Genomic DNA, 20173 nt, shown 5'->3' on the forward strand with positions numbered 1-20173 from the left:
TTGTCCGCCCGCGCGCGGGGCAGGCGCAAATGCCGCCGGCGCCTTGCTTTAGCTCGCGCTCAGCGCTTCGATCAGCGCGCGCGCCGCGGCCGACAGCTGCCGGTGCGGGGCGTAGATCAATGAGAACGGACGGCTGCGCCCGCGCGCCTGCGGCAGTACTTCGCTCAGGCGTCCGGCGCGCAGGCGTTCGCCGACGATGAAGTCGTAGCTTTGGCAGATGCCGTAGCCCTGCTCGCTCAGCGACACCATGCCCAGCGGATCGTCGGACACGCGCAGCGCGCCGGCGGGCGTCCAGTCGCGATCGCGGCCGTCCTCGCGCAGGATCCACGGCGCCACGCGGCCGCTGCTGGGCATCACGAACGACAGGCACTCGTGTCGCGCGAGTTCGTCGATGTCGCGCGGCACGCCCGCGCGCTCGAGGTAGGCGGGCGAGGCGACCAGGCACATCGGCGCGTCCTCGAGCTTGCGCGCGACCAGGCCGCTGTCGGGCAGTTCGCCCAGGCGGATCGCCAGGTCGTAGCCCTCGGCGACCAGATCGACGTTGCGGTTGGCGATGCTCAATTCGATGCGCACGCGCGGATGGCGTCGCGCGAACGCCTGCAGCCGCGCCGGCAGACGGTAGTGGCCGTAGGTGGTCGGCACGCTCAGGCGCACGCTGCCGGTCAACTCGCCGCCGCGGCCCTGCAGGCTGCGCTCGGCCTCGTCGATCAGCGCGAACGCGGCGCGCGACTGTTCCAGGTACAGGCGCCCGGATTCGGTCAGGCCCAGGCGGCGGGTGGTGCGCCGTAGCAGTTGCACGCCCAGGCGGGTTTCCAGGCGTGCGATCGCGCGGCTGATCGCCGAGGGCGTGGTGCCCAGGGCGGTGGCGGCGGCGGTGAGCGAACCGCGCTCGACCGCGTTGGCGAAGGCTTCCACGTCGGCGAGGTGGTCGTAATGGCGGCTCATTTTTGCGCTCTGCGCATGAGTAATTTGTCGCTAGGCCAGTTTATCGTCATAAACATCGGAAATAGAGTGTCCACACCGGGTCGAAACCGACCCTTCCCCAAAGGATTCCGCCATGACCGCTCTGTTCGCCGCCGCCCTGTTCGGCCTGTCCGCCGCCGCCACGCCGCCGCCGGCTGCCCCCAAGCCGGTGCTGATGGTGCTGACCAGCCACGGCAGCAAGGGCAGCACCGGCCAGCCCACCGGCTTCTACCTGGGCGAGGTGACGCATCCGCTGGCGGTGTTCGACGCGGCCGGCATCCCGGTCGAGTTCGCGTCCATCCAGGGCGGCGAGCCGCCGGTGGACGGCGTCGAGCTCGACGACGCCACCAATGCGCGTTACTGGAACGACGCCCGTTTCCGCGACGCGATCCGCAACACCGCGCGCCTGGACACGGTCGACAGCGGCAAGTACTCGGCGGTGTTTTACGCCGGCGGCCACGGCGCGGTCTGGGATTTCCCCGACAGCCCGGCGGTGCAGCGGGTGACGCGCGAGGTGTACGAATCCGGCCAGGTGGTGGCCGCGGTCTGCCACGGACCGGCCGCGCTGGTGAACGTGAAGCTCAGCGACGGCAGCTATCTGGTGGCCGGCAAGCGCGTGAGCGCGTTCACCGACGAGGAGGAGCGCGCGGTGAAGTTGGAGAACGTGGTGCCGTTCCTGCTGGCCAGCACCTTGAACGCGCGCGGCGCGCAGCATCAGGCGGCGCCGAACTGGACCGCGAAGGTCGTGGTCGACGGGCGCCTGGTCACCGGCCAGAACCCGCAGTCGGCCACCGCCACCGCCGAGGCGGTGCGCGATCTGCTGCGCAAGCCCGCGTCCGCCCGCTGACGCGCGCGCGTTGTGCCATCGCCGCGCCGTCCTCGTCCGGTGCGGGCGAGGACGGCCGGAGAATTCGCGCACGATCGGATGCGGACGGCGCGTGGACCGGCGCGCGAACTGAGGCGCCGGTCATCCCAAAGTCCCATACCCCGCGTTGCAGCAAGCCCTACACTCGTGGCCACCATTCGCTCTGGGGAGAGGTCGCATGAGGTTGCGCAAGCTCGCGTTGTCCGCCGCATTGTCCTTGGGTCTGGTCTGCACCGCGCAGGCGCAGACCGCGCCGCCCGCCGCGCCGATCGCGCTGAAAGCCGCGCATCTGTTCGACGGCCGCAGCGGACAGCTGGTGTCGCCGGGCGTGGTGGTGGTGCGCGGCGACCGCATCGTCGCGGTGGGCCGCGACGCGGCGATTCCCGCCGACGCGCGCGTGATCGATCTGGGCGACGCGACCCTGCTGCCGGGCTACATCGACGCGCACACGCATCTGGCCTCGGACCACAGCGAGAACTGGGCGCAGGGCTTCTACGAGAACATGCTGCGTTTCCCCACCGAGCAGGCCTTCCACGCCCAGCGCAACGCGCAGGCGGCGCTGATGGCGGGCGTGACCAGCGCGCGCGAACTGGGCGCGCCGGACTTCGTCGACATCGGCCTGCGCAACGCGATCAACGCCGGCCTGGTGCAGGGGCCGCGCATCATCGCCGCGGGCCACGCCCTGGGTTCCACCGGCGGCCACTGCGACAGCGTCAACGCGCCGCCGGACCGCGTGCGCCCGGCCGGTCCGTTGGAAGGCGTGTGCAACGGCGCCGAGGAATGCCGGCTGGCGGTGCGCCAGCAGATGAAGTTCGGCGCCGACGTGATCAAGATCTGCGCCTCCGGCGGCGTGCTGTCCGAATCCGACCCGGTCGACGTGCCGCAGCTGACGCCGGCCGAACTGGACGCGATCATCGGCGAGGCCCACAACTGGGGCCGCAAGGTCGCCGCGCACAGCCACGGCGACGTCGCCGCGCGGCTGGCGGTGGAGGCCGGCATCGATTCGATCGAGCACGGCAGTTTCCTCACGCCGGCCACCTTGCAGCTGATGAAGAACAAGGGCGTGTACCTGGTGCCCACGCGCATGACCCAGCTGTGGGTGGACGAGAAGGCCGACACCTATCCGCCCAAGATCGGCGAGAAGGCGCGCGCCGCCGCCGCCGCGCACACGCAGATGTTCAAGCACGCCTTGAAGATCGGCGTGCCGATCGCCTACGGCACCGACTCGGCGGTGTTCCCGCACGGCCTCAACGCGCGCGAGTTCGGCGACTACGTCGACATGGGCATGAGCCCGGCGCAGGCGCTGATGACCAGCAGCCAGGGTTCGGCCAAATTGCTGGGCATCGACAAGGACACCGGCACCCTGGAGGCCGGCAAGGCCGCCGACATCGTCGCCGTGTCTGGGGACGTGATCCAGAACGTGCGCGCGACCGAAAAGCCGGTGCTGGTGATGCGCGCCGGAGTGGTGGTCAAGGGCGCTACGCCCTGAACTGGTGCAATGAAAAGAAAGCCGGAGCGACGCGCGGTCCCAGTCCGCGCGCCGCTCCGGGGATCTCCCTGACGAGGAGGGCCACAGCTTGCCGCGGCGCCGTCGCAGCAGCCGAGACTGGCCTATCGGCGGGCTTCGCCGATCTGTCTTGTGGCAAGCCGCGCCCCGGCGCAGCGGATCGGCGGCGCCGGCTCAGGCGCCGACGGCCTGCCGCACCATGCCGATATCGCGCACCGGGCGCACTTCGATGCAACCCGAATTGGCCCAGGGGAACTGCGCGGCGATGCGCAGCGCCTCGTCCATGTTCTCGGCCTCGATCAGGTTGAAGCCGCCCAGGTATTCCTTGGTTTCGGCGAACGGGCCGTCGGTGATGGTGGTGCGGCCGCCGCGCACGCGCACCGATTTGGCGGTGGTCGGGGCTTCGAGCTGCTGGGAATCGAGCAGGTAGCCCTGATCGCGCAACTCGTCGGCATGCAGCAGGCACTCGCGCATCATGCTCTTGGCCTCGTCGGCGGGCACGTCGCCGAGCAGGCTGTCGTCGTTGTAGATCATCACCAGAAATTTCATTCGCGGTCTCGGAGCGGGGGCGGACGTGGCAATGTGCAGCCACACCGCAGGTGCCGCAAGGTGTCATTAGTTTGGCGGCCGGCGGACAGGGGCCGCGCGCGCGTCAGGGCGAGTGCGCATGCGCGCGGCTAGCGCGCCAGCGCGGGGCCCCGCGCTGGCGGATGGCCATCGGCGACCGGCGCCAGGCGGTTCTCGGACGGCGGTTCGGGCGGCGCGCGGCGCTGGCCTAGCCAATGTTCGGCCTCGCCCAAGGCGGTGCGGTCCAGCCGGCAGAGGCGCACCCGTCCGGTCTTGTGCGAGCGCACCAGGCCGCTGTCCTCCAGGACTTGCAGATGCTGCAGCACCGCGGCCAGGGACATGGCCAGCGGCTGGGCCAGTTCGCTGACGCTGGCGCTGCCCCGCTGCAGGCGCTCTAGCATCGCGCGCCGGCTGGGATCGGCCAGGGCATGGAAGACGCGGTCTAGGTCCGGCGGATACTTAAGCATCTGCTTGAGTGTAGGCGGCGCCCCGTGACGTTCAAGTGTTTGCTTGAACGAGGGCATGGCCTGCGCATGCCGACTCGCCGCGCCGCGATCGCCGACTTTGGCGCGCGCGCGCCGGACGCTGTCGAATCCGCGCAGTCCCACTCGGAATCTCCACGGCCGCTCTGCTAACTTCAGCGGTTCCGAAGCCTGGGAGGGGACGCCCATCCGTCGTTTGCGTAGCCCTGCCCGTCTGGCGCTGCTGGTACTGCTGCTGGGACTGGCCGGCGCGGTGATGGTGGGGCTGCGCCAGCAGGCCGGTAACCAGCAGCGCACCCAGCAGTTGCTGGACGGCCTGGCCGAGCGCGCCACCGCCGATCTGAAGACGCGCTTCCAGACCTACGAGTACGGCCTGCGCGGCGCGCGCGGGGCGGTGCTGGGCGCGGGCGGCACGATCAGCCGCGAGCGCTTCCGGCGCTACATGGACTCGCGCGAGGTCGCGCGCGAGTTCCCGGGCGCGCGCGGCTTCGGCTACATCGCGCGCGTGCCCGCCGGGCGCGAGGGCGCGTTCCTGGCCGGTCTGCGCGCCGAGGGCCTGCGCGACGTCAAGGTCCGCCAGCTGGCCGCGCGCAAAGGCGAGAAATACCTGATCAAGTACATCGAGCCCGAAGCCGGCAACCGCGCCGCGCTGGGCCTGGACATCGCCTCCGAGCGCAAGCGCCGCGAGGCCGCGCTGGCCTCGCTCAAGAGCGGCCAGCCGACCCTGACCGGTCCGATCACCCTGATCCAGGTCGAGGGCAAGCCCAACCGCAGCATGCTGTTCCTGCTGCCGGTGTACGCCAATGGCAATCCCACGACGCCGGAGCAGGCGCTCGCCAACGGCGTGGGCTGGGTCTACGCGCCGCTGGTGACCGACGAAATCCTGGCCGACTTCGGCCAGGCCCATGCCGAGTACGGCTTCGTCCTGACCGACATCACCGAGTCCAAGTTCGGCGACCGCATCTACGCCTCGCCCAGCATCGGCGACGAGATCGAAGAAGACCGCTCGCGCGTGCGCGAGTTCGCGCTGTACGGCCGCCAATGGCGCATGCAGATCGAAGCGCCGCCGGCCACCATCGTCGCGCTGGACCTGCCGCAGCCCTGGCGCGCGGCCGGCTCGATCGCCGCGCTGGGTGCGTTGCTGGCGGTGCTGCTGTACCTGTTCATGAGCTCGAACGAGCGCAAGCGCCGCTCGATCGCGCAAAGCGCGCGCCTGGCGGCGATCGTGGAAAGCTCGCACGACGCCATCGTCGGCACCTCGCCCGACGGGCGCGTGACCGAATGGAACCGCGCCGCGCAGCAGATGTTCGGCTACCCGCCCGAGGAGGCGATCGGGCGGTCGCTGGTGGAACTGGTGGTGCCGTTCGAGCGCATACGCGAGGACGGCGAGATCCTGCAGCGCGCACTGGCCGGCGAGGAAGCGGTAGCGGTGGAGACCATCCGCCGCCACCGCGACGGCTCGCCGCTGTACGTGGAGATTTCCGCCGCGCCGATCCGCAGCGGCAGCGGCCGCGTGGTCGGCGTGGCCTCGACCCTGCGCGACATCGCCGACCGCAAGGAGGCGCAGGCCGAGATCCTGCAGCTCAATGCCACCCTGGAGCATCAGGTCGAGGAGCGCACCGCCGAACTGCAGGCGTTCTCGGCGCTGCAGCGCGCGATCCTGGCCAACGCCGGCTACGCCATCATCGCCTCCGATCCGGAAGGCACGATCACTTTGTTCAACCCGGCCGCCGAGGCGATCCTGGGCTACTCGGCCGACGACGTCGTGGGCAAGGAAACCCCGGCGCTGTTCCACGATCCGATCGAGGTCGCCGAGCGCGCGCACGCGCTGCAGATGGAGTTTGGGCGGCGCATCGATCCGGGCTTCGAAGTGTTCGTGGCCAAGGCGCGCATCGAGCCCGATTCCAACGAGTGGACCTACATCACCCAAAGCGGCGACCGCATCCCGGTGCTGCTCAACGTCAGCGCCCTGCGCAAGAGCGATGGCGAAATCGTCGGCTACCTGGGCATCGCCGTCGACCTGCGCGAGCGCAAGCGCCGCGAGGCGGCGCTGGAGACCAACGAGCGCAAGCTGCGCGGCCTGTTCGAGCTGTCGCCGCTGGGTATCGCGCTGACCGACGAGAGCGGCCGTTTCATCGAGTTCAACGAGGAGTTCCGCGCGCTCACCGGCTACAGCGAGCAAGAGCTGCGCGCGCTGGACCAGGGCAAGCTCACGCCCAAGGAATACGAGCTGCAGGAGAAGGCGGTGCAGCGCACCCTGCACAGCAGCGGCCGCTACGGCCCGTACGAGAAGCAGTTCGTGCGCAAGGACGGCGCGCGCGTGCCGGTGCGCTTGAACGGCGTGGCGCTGCGCATCGACGGCAAGCCCTACACCTGGTCCATCGCCGAGGACATCACCGTGCAGCGCGCCGCCGAGGCGGCGATGGTGGACGCGGTGGCGGCGGCGGAGGCGGCGAGCAAGGCCAAGAGCGATTTCCTGGCCAACATGAGCCACGAGATCCGCACGCCCATGAACGCGATCCTGGGCATGCTGCAGCTGTTGCAGAAGACCAGCCTCGATCTGCGCCAGCTCGACTACGCCAACAAGACCGAGACCGCCGCCAAGACCCTGCTGGGCATCCTCAACGACATCCTCGACTTCTCCAAGATCGAGGCCGGGCGGCAGACCCTGGAATCGCACGAGTTCGAGATCGAGCAGGTGATGCGCGACATCTCGGTGATCCTCAGCGCCAACGTCGGCGACAAGGACATCGAGATCGTGTTCGACATCGATGAGCGCGTGCCCAAGCGCGTGGTCGGCGATTCGCTGCGTTTGCAGCAGGTGCTGATCAACCTGGTCGGCAACGCGATCAAGTTCACCCACTACGGCGAAGTGGTGCTGATGGTGCGCGCGGCCGACGCCGCCGACGATCGCATTTCGCTGGCTTTCGAGGTGCGCGACAGCGGCATCGGTATCGCCGAGGACAAGTTGGCGGCGATCTTCGAGGGCTTCTCGCAGGCCGAGGCCTCCACCACGCGCCGTTTCGGCGGCACCGGCCTGGGTCTGGCGATCAGCCAGCGCCTGGTGCGCCTGATGGGCGGCGAGTTGGGCGTGGAAAGCGAACGCGGCCGCGGCAGCCGTTTCTTCTTCAACGTCGCCCTGGGCCTGCCCAGCGAGCCGTCCGAGCCCAGCGCCGGTCCGCCCGAGCGCCTGCGCGAGCTGCGCGCGCTGGTGGTGGACGACAACGACAGCGCGCGCAACGCGATCCTGGCGATGGTGCAGTCGATCGGCTGGCAGGCCGATGCCGCGCGCAGCGGCGAGGAGGCGCTGGAGTTCGTCGAGCGCGCCGCCGCCGGCGGCCCGGCGTACGAAGTCATTTTCCTCGACTGGCGCATGCCCGGCTTGGACGGCTGGGAAACCGGTCGCCGCATCCGCGAGCTGATCGGCGGCAGTCAGGCGCCTTTGATCGTGATGGTCACCGCGCACGGCCGCGAGATGCTGGTCGAGCGCCTGGGCCGCGAGCAGTCGGTGCTGGACGGCTTCTTGATGAAGCCGGTGACGGTGGCGATGCTGATCGACGCCGTCGCCGACGCGCGTTCGGGCCAGGGCCTGCCGCAGCCGCGCGCCGAACCCGCACCGCTGCGGCCTTCGCGCAACCGCCTGGCCGGTATGTCGCTGCTGGTGGTGGAAGACAACCCGACCAACCAGCAGGTGGTGACCGATCTGCTGGAGAGCGAGGGCGCGCGCGTGGCGGTGGCCGGCGGCGGCGCCAAGGCGCTGCAGATGCTGTCCGGCCAATCCGGCAAGTACCACGTGGTGCTGATGGACATCCAGATGCCCGACATGGACGGCTACACCGCGACCCGTCGCATCCGCGGCAACCTGGGTTTGAACAAGTTGCCGATCATCGCCATGACCGCGAACGTGCTGCCGTCCGACCGCGAGGCCTGCCTGGCGGCGGGCATGAACGATCACCTCGGTAAGCCCTTCGACCTGGACACCCTGGTCGAGCGCTTGCTGCACTGGACCGGCCAGACCGCGCGGCTTGCGGCGGGCGAGAACGCGGCCAACGACGCCAACGGCACCGTGCCTGCGCCTGCAGCGGCGAGCGCGCCCGACACGGTGGCCACGACCGCGCCGGTGGTGCAGGCGGCCGCCGCGCTCGCGCTCGCGCAGCAAGCCGTGGCGACGCAGGCCGCGGTCGCGCAGGCGGTCACCGCGCAGGCCGCCGCCGCGCAGGTGCCGCCGGCGGCCGCGGTCCAGGACGAGGTCGAGGACGAACCGGTGCCGCAGGCCGAGCCCGCGGTGCTGGATTGGGAGGCCGCGCTGGCCCGCTTCGGCGGCAAGAGCCGGGTCTACGCCGACGTGCTGCGCGGTTTCCCCGACGGCGGCACCCAGATCATGGGCGAGCTGGCGACCGCGTTGCGCTCCAAGCAGCGTGCGGATGCGGCGCGGCAACTGCACACGCTCAGGGGCGTGGCGGCCACGGTCGGCGCGATGCGCCTGGCGCAATTGGCCGACCAGCAGGAGAAGGCGATCGTCGGCGCCGGCGAGGACTGGCTGCGCACGCTGCAACTGGGCGCCTTGCGCGCCGGCCTCAACGACGCCGCGGCGGCGACGCGCGAGCGTCTGGAGGCGCTCACGGCGCAGGAGCCGCCGCCGCCCGGCGACGACGCGCCAGTGCCGCGGCGCTCGCTGCAGCGCCTGCGCGAGTTGCTGGGTGCCTCCAACCTGGGTGCATTGGACGTATTCCACTCCCTGGAGGCGGGCCTGGCCCGCCACCACCCGGACGAGCACCGGCTGATCGCCGATGCCCTGGTCCGGTTCGACTTCGCCGCCGCCGCCGCCGTATGCGAGCGGCTGCTGGCCCGTTCGGAATGACAAGGAGATGAACGTGATCTTGTTCGACGTGGAGGCGTTGCCCGGGACGGTGGCGGCCTCGCGACGCGCGCGCTTGCTGGTCGTGGACGACCAGCCGATCAACATACGCGCACTGCACGAGGTGTTCTCCGCCGACCACGATGTGTTCATGGCCACCAACGGCGCGCAGGCGCTGGCGTTCTGCCAGCAGACGCCGCCGGATCTGGTGTTGCTGGACGTGGTCATGCCCGACATGAACGGCCTGGAGGTGTGCCGCGCGCTCAAGGCCGATCCCGAAACCCAGAGCATCCCGGTGATCTTCGTCACCAGCCTGGACGATCCGGCCGAGGAGGCCGCGTGCTGGGACGCCGGCGGCGTCGATTTCATCACCAAGCCGATCAACGCGCTGACCGTGCGCAATCGCGTGCGCGCGCACCTGACCTTGAAGCAGCAGTCGGACCTGCTGCGGCGCATGGCCTGGGTCGACGGACTGACCGGCGTGGCCAACCGGCGCCAGTTCGACGAGCGCCTGGAACGCGAGTGGCAGCGCTGTCGCCGCAGCGGCCAGCCGCTGTCGGCGGGCATCATCGATATCGATCATTTCAAGGCCTACAACGACACCTACGGCCACCTCGCCGGCGACGACTGCCTGCGCCAGGTCGCCGCCGCCATCGAGCGCAGCCTGGCGCGGCCGGGCGATTTGGTCGCGCGCACCGGCGGCGAGGAATTCACCTGCCTGCTGCCCGAGATCGACCTGGCCGGCGCGCGCGTGGTGGTGGAGAACGTGGAGCGCGCGGTGCGCGCGCTGGGCATCTCGCATTCGGCCAGCGAGCACGGCACGGTGACGGTCAGCATCGGCGTGGCCACCGCGCAACCCGACGGCGAGGAGTCGGCCGAAAGCCTGCTCAATCGCGCCGACGGCGGCCTGTACCGGGCCAAGCGCGCCGGCCGCGCGCGCGTGCGCAGCGACGAGGATCCGTCCGCCGCCGCGGGCTGATCCGCGACGGCCTTGGCGGCGCCGGCCGGCGCTGGCTAAGCTGCCTTCCCGGTTCCAGAGAGCGACGATGACGGACGTGACGATACGTCGCGCGCAGGCGCGCGACGCGGCCACGCTGCTGGCCCTGATCCAGGCGCTGGCCGCCTACGAAGGCCATGCCGGCGCGCTATTGACCGACGAAGCCACCCTGACCGCCGATTGCGAACGCTACGGCGCCTACCTGGCCGAGCGCGACGGCGTGGCGCTGGGCTTCGTCTCGTTCACCGTCGGCTATTCGATCTGGTGGGGCGGCGAGTATCTGGCGCTGGACGATCTGTACGTGGCCGACGCGGCGCGCGGCGCCGGCGTCGGCGAACGGCTGACGCGCGCGATCGCGGGCGAGTGCCTGAGCCGCGGTTATCGCTACGCGCGCTGGACGGTGGAACGCGAGAACGCGGGCGCGCAGCGCTTCTACGGCCGCCTGGGCGCGACCTTGCATGAGAAGGGCGTGTGCACCTGGCGCCGCGAGGCCATGGATGCGGCCCTGGCCGGAGCGCAAGCGCGCGCATGAGCGCCGCCGTCCGCATCCACGAGCGCCTGAGTTGGATGCGCGAGGTGCTGGACCCGCGGCCCGCCGACGCCGTGCTGGAGCTGGGCTGCGGCAACGGCGTGCTGGCCGCGCTGCTGCTGCCGGCGCTGCCGCGCGGCCATTACCTGGGCCTGGACCGTTCGCCCAGCGCGATCGCCGCCTCGGTGTGGCGCAACTCGGACGCGGTGGCGTCGGGCGCGGCCGGGTTCCGCGTGGCGGACATCGCCAAGGCCGAACCCGAGCGGCGCTACGACCGCATCGTCGCGGTCAACCTCAACCTGTTCTGGACCGGCGACGCGCCTGAACTCACGCGCATGCGCGAGTGGCTGGCGCCGCACGGTCGGCTGTATCTGGCCTACCAGCCGCCCGGCGCCGACGCGTTGGTCCGCATCGAGGCGGCCTTGCGCGCCAACCTCACACGGCAGGGCTATGCGCTGAGCGAGATCCGGCGTGCGCCGTTGCGCCCCGCGCCGGCGCTGTGCGCGATCGCCGGCCTCGACTGAACCGCACTCAGGCCTTCGACAGCCAGCGCTGGATCAACGACGCCAGGCTGGCGACGGCGGCGGCCTCGTCGACGCGTCCGCGCTGCCATTCCTGCGCGATCGCGTCGCCGGCGCCGACGATGCCGACGCAACGCAGGTGCAGGTCCGGCGCCGGCAGCGAGGAGTAGGGCGCCAACGCGTTGCGGTAACGCGCGACGTAATCGTCGATCAGCGTTTGCTGCTCGCGTTCCATCTGCTCGTCGCCCTTGAGCGCGGCGACCAGCGCGGGGTACTCCGGACCGGCGGTGCTGTAGCAGCGCAGGTAGGCCTGCGCGAGCGCGCGCGCGGCCTCGGCGAAGCGCTTGGGCAAGCGTTCGAAGCTGCGCTCCAGCGCCTGCGCCTGGCGCGCATCGAGGCGCCGGTACAGCGCGATCAGCAGACCGGCGCGGGTCTGGAAATGCTCGTAGGCGATCGGCTTGCTCACGCCCGCGCGCTCGGCCAGGTAGCCCAGCGTGAGCGCGTCGGTGCCTTGCTCGCGCACGATCGCCAGCGCGGTATCCAGCAGCTGTTCGCGCCGTTCGGCCTTGGGCAGTCGTCGGGTGGTCGTCTCGCTCATGGAACGCTGTACCGCGGTGCGGCGGGATGCCGTGGTGCCTGGCGAACGGTACATTACCATTCGTAACTTACCAATCGTAGCTTGTCGCCTAGGCGACGGCATCCACCCTCCAGGAGCATCCGCATGACCGCACACATTCTCGCCCCCGTCCTCATCGTCGGCGGCTCCGGCGTCGTCGGCGCCCAGGCCGCGCACGCGCTGCGCCGCCTGCATCCGCAGCTGCCGATCGCCATCGGCGGCCGCGACCTGGGCAAGGCCCAGGCCGTCGCCGACGCCGTCGGCGGCGCCTCCGCGGTGCGCATCGACCTGCAACGCATCGACCTGGGCCTGGCGGCGGATGCGCGCTACAGCGCCGTGATCGTGTTCGTGAAAGACGCCGGCTTGAACACGCTCAAGTACGCGCAGGCGCATGGACTGCCGTACCTGAGCACCTCCAGCGGCTCGTTCGAGATCGCGCCGGAAGTCGCCCGCCACCTGCGCGCGCCGGGCGCCGCGCCGATCCTGCTCGCCAGCCATTGGCTGGCCGGCGCGGCGACCCTGCCGGCGCTGCACTACGCGCGCGAGTTCGCGCGCATCGACCGCATCGACCTGTCGGCCTTGCTGGACGAAGAGGACATGGGCGGCCCAGCCGCGGCCGCCGACTACGAACGCCTGATCAGCGCGGCCGGCGCGCAGGTGCTGGAAGACGGCCAGTGGCGCTGGCTGCGCGGCGACGAAGCCGCGCGCGACATCCGCAGCGTCGACGGCGTGGCGGTGGCCGGCGCCGCCTACTCGCCGCTGGACGTGGTCACGCTGGCGGCCGCGACCGACGCGCGTTCGATCCGGCTCGACATGGCCTTGGGCGTCAGCGCCAGCCGCCGCCGCGGCGAGGCCTATTCGACCGAAATCGCGATCGAGATCGAAGGCGAGGGCCACGACGGCCAGCCGCTGCGCGTGCGCCATGAGTTGGTGCACCCGGCCGGCCAGGCGCCGCTGACCGCACTGAGCATCGCGCTGGGCATCGAGCGCCTGCTGGGCCTGGCCGGCGGCGATGCGGTCGCGCCCGGCCTGTATTTCCCGGACAGCCTGATCGCGCCGGACTACTACCTGCAGCGGCTGCACGAAGCCGGCGTGCGAACCACGCGCGTGTAAGTCCCAGCGACGCCGCCGCGCGCACGGCGACCGTCGGCGCGTGGGCGATGACGGCCGGCGTCGATCGACGTCGGTCGCGCGGTGACAGCCGGCACGGAATCGGTGGATACTCCGTCACAGTCGGATCGCGGGGAAGGCGACCGGCAGCGCGCCTCTCACCCTCGCCGGACCCGGTCGTCCGGCCCTACTCCTATCCGAGTCCAAGGAAGGCTGTCATGAGCAAGATTGCGATTCCCGATCTGGTCGACAAGCTGGCCGGCATCGCCGCCAAACCGCTCAAGGACGCCTCGGTCCAGACCGAGCTGCTCAACTACCAGAAGGGCGCCGACACCACGGCGCAGAGCGGCGCGATCAAGGCGGTGTTCGGCGCCAGCATCGCCGCCGCGGTGCATCTGTACAACAGCGCCGACGATGCCGACGACGACGGCGTGATCGGCAGCCGCGGCGAGGCCGTCGATCCGGCCAAGACCACCGTCGACTGGCGGCCGCAGCTGGCGTTCCAACCCGGCAACGCCTGGCTCAAGTATTCGCTGAGCGCCGCGGCCACGGCCAAGGCCACCGCCAAGATCGGCAGCGCCGGCGGCAGCATCAGCGGCGACCGTTCGCTGCGCCTGCTCTGCTACAAGCGCCACGATGCCGCCGTGCGCATCGGCGACGCGATCCTGGCCGACGTGAACGAGATCGCCAGCGTGCTGTCGGCCGCCGACATCGCCTCGCTGTCGGTCGGCGACGCGGTCGCGCTGAAGGCGCGCGGCAAGCTCACCGCCAGCCTCAGCGTGAGCTGGTCGGACATCTTCTCCAGCTCGCTGCACGGCCTGGCCGACGTGCTGGGCGCCAACCAGACCGGCGCGTTCCTGGTGAACATCGGCGCCAGCGCGGGCGCCAGCTTCACCGCCACCGTCGAGGACGACTTCACCCTGTGCTTCGTGCGCGAGCGCGCGTCCGGCGATCGCGCGTTCCGCGTCGCCGTGCGCAAGAGCGTGGTCCACGACACCCGCTTCGAGGCGAAGGCCGGCGTGCAGATCGAGTTCGCCGATCCGGCCGCGGTGCAGAAGGTGCTGGGCAACGTCGTGGCCGGCGTGCTGGACGCGCCCACCGCGGCGCTGAAGGCGATCGACGAGGCCACGTCCCTGGACCGCGTGCCCGAGCGCTACCGGTCCGTCGTCGCCGCGCTGGCCGACCGTTTCGGCCTGGAAGACAAGAACCCGCTCAAGCCGCTGCAGAAGAAGCTGCGCGAGCTCACCGAAACGCTGACGCAGCGCATCGAGCAGATCGCCAAGACCAAGGTCACCCTGGGCTTCGCCTACGAGTACACCCGCCTGAGCAGCGAGGCTTCGCTGCTGGAGGCTGGCCTGTCCGAGGACGCGCTGTCGCGCCTGCACGGCGCGCTTTTGAACTTCGATTTCGCGCGCGTGCTGGCCTACACCGGTCCGGGCTACGCGCTGGACTTCTTCCTGCATCACAAGACCGTGGAACGCGTGCGCGCCTGGGGCTTCAGCCTGGGCGTGGGCACCTGGTTCGACCTCAAGAGCAAGCAGGAGCGCAAGGACCGCTTCGTCAGCCGGCGCTACGTCTCGCCGAACGCCGAAGCGCTCACGCGCGCCTACCTGGGCAGCACCCGCTACACCGCCAACGCCAACACCTGGACCACCGAGTACGGCGCCTCGCTGAAGGCCGACCTGGAAGAAGCGCGCGCGCCGCAGCAGACCGCCGCACGCGACTTCAAGTGCGGCCTGCAGCTGTGGTGGGAGGAAAGCCGGATCAAGACCGGCAGCGAACTGCCGCGCGTGGTCGACGACGCCGTGCTGTGGGGCGTGATCGATGCGTCCGCGGCGCCGGCGCTGCAAACGCAATTGCAAGACGTGCTCGGCGGCGCCGGCGAGTGCAAGCCGCGCCTGAGCGTGATGCTCAGCGACCACGGCCTGCGCCAGGCGATGGAGGTCCTGTCGAAAGCCGAGGACGCGGCCTGGGTGCGGCATGCGGCGCGCGCCTTGCCCTGGTACGCCAAGCAGGACGCGCGAGCGACCTGCAGCAGCCGCGAGGGCGTGTACACGCCGTTGTTCGACGCCTACCGTCGCCGCCCCGACGCCAGCGGCAGCGCGCTCAAGCAGCTGATCGCCAAGAGCTTGCGCGAGTACGGCGGCGGTCTGACCGGGCAGGAAACCAAGGGCGAGACGCCGTGGACGGTCTATCAGGTGCTGCTGCGTTCGGACGTCGATCAGCGCCGGTTCTGGAACCGCTGGGGACAGCTGCGCAGCGGCGCGGCGCGCATGATCCATCTGCTGGAGGTGCGTGGCGACTGGGGCGACTTCGACGACCACTTCGCCCTGATGCGCGGCGCGTTCGAACAGACCTTCCTGCTGCGCGCGGTGGCCAGCCTGCTCGCCGCCGAGCTGCCGTCCTCGGTGCGCGACGGCAAGGCCTATGCGACCACGCTGACCGTCGCCTATCGCGACGGCAATCAGGACAAGAGCCTGGTGGTCGGAGGCCGGGCCTAAGCGGGACTGCGGCGCGATTCCTTAAGGACTGAGGAGGCGGTATGGCCTGGTTGGTGGCGGTGTGGACGATGGTGTGGCCGGGCCTGGTCCTGGTCTCCTCGCTGGGGCTGTCGTGGTTGCTGCTGCGCACGATCGCGCGCGCGCTGACGCGCCCGCGAGAGACGCGGCTGGTGCTGCGCCCATCGGCGGCGGGAGCGGCCGACACCCTGGTGGTGGCGGTGCACGGCATGCCCGGGGTGGTGAAGTTCGCCGGCGCGCTGGCGTTGATCGCCGAGACCTGGCCGGAAGCGGACCATCTGGTCGTGGACTACCACGACAGCTGGCTGCGCGGTTTCACCAGCAGCGCCGACGCGCGCGCGGTGGCCGATGCGATCGAGCAGGGCATCCACGCCGAATTCAAGCGCGGGCAGTACCGGCGCGTGGTCCTGGTCGGCTACAGCGCCGGTGCGTCGCTGCTGCGCAAGGCGCTGGTCTGGGCCTACGGCGAGGAAGAAGACCGCGTCGCGTTCGGCCGGCGCGGCAAGCGCGCCTGGGTCGACACGATCGAACGGGTAGTGCTGCTGGCCGGCATGAACCGCGGATGGAGCGTGGACCCACGGCCGGACCTGATGTCGTGGCCGACCTATCTGAGCATCCGCCTGGGCGAGTTCCTCGCCGGTTTCCTCGGCATCGGTCGCCTGATCTCCGCCATGCACCGCGGCTCCTCGTTCATCGCCGACACCCGTCTGCAGTGGGTCCGCCTCGCGCGTTCCGAGGACGTGGTCGCCGGCCGCCAGCATTTTCCGCAGGTCATCCAGCTGATCGGCAGCGAGGACGATCTGGTGTCGAAGGAAGACGGCCAGGATCTGAGCACCGCCGCAGGCACCTTGTTCAAGACCCTGGCCCAGACCGGGCACAAGGAGATCGGCGGCGCCCTGGACGACACCAGCACGCCGGCGGCGTTGGAGCGGCGCAGGATGATCGCCTTGGCTTTGCGCGGTCGCGTGGACGAGCTGGAGCCGGACCTGGTGGAGATGAAGGAAGATCGCGAGGTCGATCGTCTGGTTTATGTGATGCACGGCATCCGCGATCTGGGCGAATGGACCGATCGCGTGCGCGACGAGGTGCGGCGGCGTTACGAGGGCAACGCCGAACGGGTCGCGGTGTTCAGCGCCAAGTACGGCCGCTTTCCGATGGCGCGCTTCCTGCTGCCGTTCGATCGCCAGCGCAACGTGCGCGAATTCATGGACCGCTACACCGAGCACGTCGCGCGCTATCCCAATGCCAAGTCGATGGACTACGTGGGCCACAGCAACGGCACCTACATCCTCGGCAGCGCCTTGCTGCGCTACGTGACCATCCGCGTGCGCCGCGTGTTCTTCGCCGGCAGCGTGATGCCCTATGGCTATCCGTGGACGGAGCTGGTGGACGGCGGACGCGTGGAGAGCGTGGTCAACGTCGTGGCCACGCGCGATTGGGTGGTGGCGATCTTTCCCAAGATGTTCCAGCAGATCGCCGACCTGTTCCGGCTGGACAGCCGGCAGGGCCTGTTCGACCTGGGCGGTGCCGGCTTCGACGGTTTCGGCGCGTCCGGCCTGAGCGCGGCCGTCGACAATCTCGAATACTCGCGTGGCGCGCATTCCACCGGCGTGGACGTGGACGATCAGGACAAGCTGGCGGCGATCGCGTCCTACGTGGTCGGCGGCGAACGCGCGGGCCTGCGCACCTTCGAAAGCGCCAAGAAGAAGAACCCCTTGCTGGCGGTGGTGTCCACGCTGTGCGTGCTGGTGTGGCTGGGCCTGCTGGTCGGCCTGTCGCTGCTGGGCTACCTGATCTTCCTGTGGTTCGCCTCGCACGGCCTGCTGCTAGCCGGGGCCGCCGTCGCGGGCTACGTGCTGCTGGTGATCCTGCTGCTGTATTGGATCTGAGCGCGGGGGCGCGTCAGGCGACCAGCCCGCGCATGGCGGGCGCGGCGCGGCTGTCCGGGAACACCTGCGTCTCCAGCGCGCTATCGCCGATGCGCAGATGCGCGCTCAACAGACCCTTGAACAAGCCGCGCAGATCGCTGGTCGCGCGCAGATCGCGGCCCTCGTTGAGCGCCGACGGCGCCAGTCCCGGCCAATCGCCGGCGATGCGGCCGCCCTTGACCGCGCCGCCGGCCAACAGCGCCAGGCCGCCGGTGCCGTGGTCGGTGCCGGCGGTGCCGTTGACCGCGGCGGTGCGGCCGAACTCGCTGACGACGGCGATCGCGGTGCGGTCCCAGACCGCAGGCGCGCCGTCGTGGAATGCGCGCAGGCCGGCGTCGAGTTCGCCCAGCTTGCGCGCCAGCACCGCAGCCTGATTGCTGTGGGTGTCCCAGCCGGAGTCCTCGACGAAGCCCAGGCGCGGCCCGTCGGCCGCCGCCATGAATCGCGCCGCCGCGGTCATCGCCTGCGGCAGGCGCCCGCCGCGCGCGCGGGCGGCGTCCATGCCGACGCCCTGGCTGTCCAGCGCACGCGCGAACGCGTCGGACAAGCGCGGGTCGGCCGCGTACAGCGATTGCAGGCGCTGCAGCAGGATCGGGTTGACGTCTTCGGGCAGCGGCGGCGACCAGGTCGTGGCCGCGCCCGGGCCGCGCATGATCAGCGGCATCACCGCGCTGACCGACAACGCCTGGCCGCCGTGCAGCGCGGCGACGCAGCGGTTGAGCCAGCCGGTGGACGCGCCGCTGGCGCTGGCGGTGCCGTTCTCCAGGCAGTCCTGCGCTTCGAAATGCGAGCGCTGCCGATACGGCGGCGCGATCGCGACCACCGGCAGCAGCTGTCCGCGCGCGTACAGGCCGTGCGCGAACGGCAAGGCCGGATGCAGGGCGAAATCGGCGTTCAAGGCCAGCGCGTCGCGCGGCGCCAATGCGCCGCGCAGGCGCGCGTAATCGGCATCGCCGCGCGGCGGCAGCACGTGCAGGCCGTCGACGCCGCCGCGCAGCAGCACCACCAGCAGGCGGGTGTCGCCGTCGGCGGCCAGCGCGCTCAGGCCCGGCCACAGGCTGAGCGTGGTCACCGCGCCCGCGGCGCCGAGGAAGTGGCGTCGGCTCAGTCGCATCTCAGCATCTCCATTGGAAGGCCGGACTGGCGAACAGCAGGGCCAGTCCGTCGCGCGGGGATTCGGCGCGCCGCAAGGCGCCGGCGGTGTCGGCATCCAGCGCGTCGGCGAACAGCTCGCGCGCGGTCGCCAGCGCATCCACGCGCGCGGCCGGCGCCGATTCGGACAGGCTTTGCGCCGCCTGCACGCGCTTCCACAGCCCGTCCGGTCCGCTCCATTCGGCGGCCTCGTCGGCATAGCCCGCGGGCGAGCGCGGCGTGAACGGCGGCTGGCCCATGCGCGCGAGCAGGGCGATCAGCGCGCGCGGCTTATCGCCCGGCGTCGCGCCGCTGGCGCGCAGCGCCGAGACCACGAACTCGTCGGGCGTCTTGAACTTGCGCGCGCCCTCGCCCCATGCCTCGGGTGCGTCGATCAGGGCCGCATAGACGGTGGGCAGGTCGCCGTTGCTGCGCTGCCAGGCCGCGGTCAAGCGCGCGACCAGCGCCGGCGGCGGCGTATCGCCGACGAAATGACGGGCGAGCTTGTACGACAGATGGCGCGCGGTGGACGGATGCGCCGCCAGGTCGGCGAGGATCGCGCGGCCCTGCTCCAGTCCGCCTTCGGCGTAGCGGCGGCCGACCACCTGGCGCGTACCGCCTTCATGCGCGGCGGCGCGGAACACGAACGCCGAAGAGGCGCGGCCCGCAGCCAGCTCGCGCGTCGTGGGCACGCCCCAGCCGGTGATCGCGCGCGCCAGCTCGGTCACGTCGGCTTGCGCGTAACCGCCGTCCACGCCCAGCGTATGCAGCTCCAGGATTTCGCGCGCCAGGTTCTCGTTGAGGCCGGGCTCGCGCTTGGGCGCGTCGCCGTCCGCGCGCGCCCTGCGCCGGCGCGCGCGCTGCGCCAGCGGCGAGTCGTTGCCGACCGAACGCACGTTGTCGAGATAGCGCAGCATGCCCGGGTGCGTTTCCACCGCCAGCAGCAGATCGGCGTAGTTGGACAGCACGTGCGGCCGGATCGCTTCGCGTTCCATCGGCGCCGCATAGAGCGCGGCGGCGCGCTTGTCGATCGAGATCGCGAAGTGATTGGACCAGAACCGCACCAGGCGCTCGACGAAGCCCTGATCGCTGGCGACGGCGACCTGGTAGCGGCGGCCGAACTCGTGCAACTGATCCTCGCGGAAGCGCTGGCCGAAGTTGGCGACGTCCTTGGCGGATTCGCCCTGGCGCCGCGCCGCCTGCCGCTCGCGGTAGTAGTCGGCTTCGCGGCGGACGTAGTCCAGGCTGGCGGGCAGGCCGGCGAACCGCGCCTGCGCGCCGTCGCCGCGCAATTGCGCGTGCAGCCAGGCGCGCGGATCGCCGATGCGCGCCAACTGGCCCGGCGCCGCGCCCAGACCGAACCGATTGACCGCGCTCACGCTTTCGCGGGTGGTCATGTCGCGCTCTCCTTGGGGGACCTGGATGACAACGCCCCTCCGCGGACGCGGTTGACACGGCGCGGCCCGCGGTTGCGACCGGCGCCTCTACACGCGCGGGTCCGCATGGCGTAGGGTTGCGGGCAATCGGCGCGCCGCGCCGCGCTAGCGCAGGTCCGCCGCCGGTGCGCGACCAGGAGAACG

At 70.9% G+C, this 20173-nt stretch carries 15 protein-coding genes; 9 read left to right on the plus strand and 6 right to left on the minus strand.

The window, feature by feature from the left end:
- Positions 1–48 precede the first annotated feature (48 nt).
- Positions 49–945, minus strand: a complete 897-nt coding sequence (locus tag LVB77_RS03800; RefSeq protein WP_232908885.1) for a LysR family transcriptional regulator — start codon at positions 943–945, stop codon at positions 49–51.
- A gap of 112 nt (positions 946–1057) precedes the next feature.
- Between LVB77_RS03800 and LVB77_RS03805 the strand changes: the two genes are divergently transcribed.
- A complete protein-coding gene (locus tag LVB77_RS03805; RefSeq protein WP_232908886.1) occupies positions 1058–1810 on the plus strand; it encodes a type 1 glutamine amidotransferase domain-containing protein in 753 nt (250 codons plus the stop codon).
- 196 nt (positions 1811–2006) lie between these two features.
- Positions 2007–3317, plus strand: coding sequence for an amidohydrolase family protein (locus tag LVB77_RS03810; RefSeq protein ID WP_232908887.1), 1311 nt, complete (start codon positions 2007–2009; stop codon positions 3315–3317).
- A gap of 192 nt (positions 3318–3509) precedes the next feature.
- On the opposite strand, the gene LVB77_RS03815 is transcribed toward LVB77_RS03810, so the two are convergent.
- Together LVB77_RS03815 and LVB77_RS03820 are read right to left on the minus strand one after the other, a co-directional pair.
- Entirely contained in the window at positions 3510–3884 is a 375-nt protein-coding gene (locus LVB77_RS03815) for a YciI family protein (protein WP_232908888.1), read from the minus strand.
- Positions 3885–4012: 128 nt separating this feature from the next.
- The gene (locus LVB77_RS03820) at positions 4013–4369 is read right to left on the minus strand and encodes a metalloregulator ArsR/SmtB family transcription factor (protein ID WP_232908889.1); all 357 of its coding nucleotides are present in this window, start codon (positions 4367–4369) and stop codon (positions 4013–4015) included.
- Positions 4370–4580: 211 nt separating this feature from the next.
- Between LVB77_RS03820 and LVB77_RS03825 the strand changes: the two genes are divergently transcribed.
- From LVB77_RS03825 to LVB77_RS03840, 4 genes are all read left to right on the plus strand, one after another.
- Positions 4581–9245: a PAS domain S-box protein gene (locus tag LVB77_RS03825; RefSeq protein ID WP_232908890.1), complete on the plus strand. Its 4665-nt coding sequence runs from the start codon at positions 4581–4583 to the stop codon at positions 9243–9245.
- A gap of 7 nt (positions 9246–9252) precedes the next feature.
- Positions 9253–10221: a diguanylate cyclase gene (locus tag LVB77_RS03830; RefSeq protein WP_232908891.1), complete on the plus strand. Its 969-nt coding sequence runs from the start codon at positions 9253–9255 to the stop codon at positions 10219–10221.
- A gap of 76 nt (positions 10222–10297) precedes the next feature.
- Positions 10298–10771, plus strand: coding sequence for a GNAT family N-acetyltransferase (locus LVB77_RS03835; protein ID WP_232908892.1), 474 nt, complete (start codon positions 10298–10300; stop codon positions 10769–10771).
- Positions 10768–11292, plus strand: coding sequence for a class I SAM-dependent methyltransferase (locus LVB77_RS03840; RefSeq protein WP_232908893.1), 525 nt, complete (start codon positions 10768–10770; stop codon positions 11290–11292). The genes LVB77_RS03835 and LVB77_RS03840 overlap by 4 nt, the downstream gene beginning before the upstream one ends.
- Positions 11293–11299: 7 nt before the next feature.
- On the opposite strand, the gene LVB77_RS03845 is transcribed toward LVB77_RS03840, so the two are convergent.
- A complete protein-coding gene (locus LVB77_RS03845; RefSeq protein ID WP_232908894.1) occupies positions 11300–11887 on the minus strand; it encodes a TetR/AcrR family transcriptional regulator in 588 nt (195 codons plus the stop codon).
- A gap of 123 nt (positions 11888–12010) precedes the next feature.
- Here LVB77_RS03845 and LVB77_RS03850 point away from each other — a divergent pair, with 123 nt between their 5' ends.
- The 3 genes from LVB77_RS03850 (at position 12011) to LVB77_RS03860 (ending at position 17423) form a co-directional block, all read left to right on the plus strand.
- Entirely contained in the window at positions 12011–13018 is a 1008-nt protein-coding gene (locus LVB77_RS03850; RefSeq protein ID WP_232908895.1) for a hypothetical protein, read from the plus strand.
- Between the two features lie 215 nt (positions 13019–13233).
- Entirely contained in the window at positions 13234–15516 is a 2283-nt protein-coding gene (locus tag LVB77_RS03855; protein ID WP_232908896.1) for a hypothetical protein, read from the plus strand.
- A 41-nt stretch (positions 15517–15557) separates the two neighbouring features.
- Positions 15558–17423, plus strand: coding sequence for a hypothetical protein (locus LVB77_RS03860; protein WP_232908897.1), 1866 nt, complete (start codon positions 15558–15560; stop codon positions 17421–17423).
- Between the two features lie 13 nt (positions 17424–17436).
- On the opposite strand, the gene LVB77_RS03865 is transcribed toward LVB77_RS03860, so the two are convergent.
- Together LVB77_RS03865 and LVB77_RS03870 are read right to left on the minus strand one after the other, a co-directional pair.
- Positions 17437–18576 (minus strand): DUF1501 domain-containing protein, encoded by a 1140-nt coding sequence (locus tag LVB77_RS03865; protein WP_232908898.1) that lies wholly within the window; start codon positions 18574–18576, stop codon positions 17437–17439.
- A 1-nt stretch (position 18577) separates the two neighbouring features.
- On the minus strand, positions 18578–19990 hold the full coding sequence (locus LVB77_RS03870) for a DUF1800 domain-containing protein (protein ID WP_232908899.1): 1413 nt from the start codon (positions 19988–19990) through the stop codon (positions 18578–18580).
- Positions 19991–20173 lie beyond the last annotated feature (183 nt).

Source organism: Lysobacter sp. 5GHs7-4 (assembly GCF_021284765.1).
In the GTDB taxonomy this organism is placed as follows: Bacteria; Pseudomonadota; Gammaproteobacteria; order Xanthomonadales; family Xanthomonadaceae; genus Lysobacter.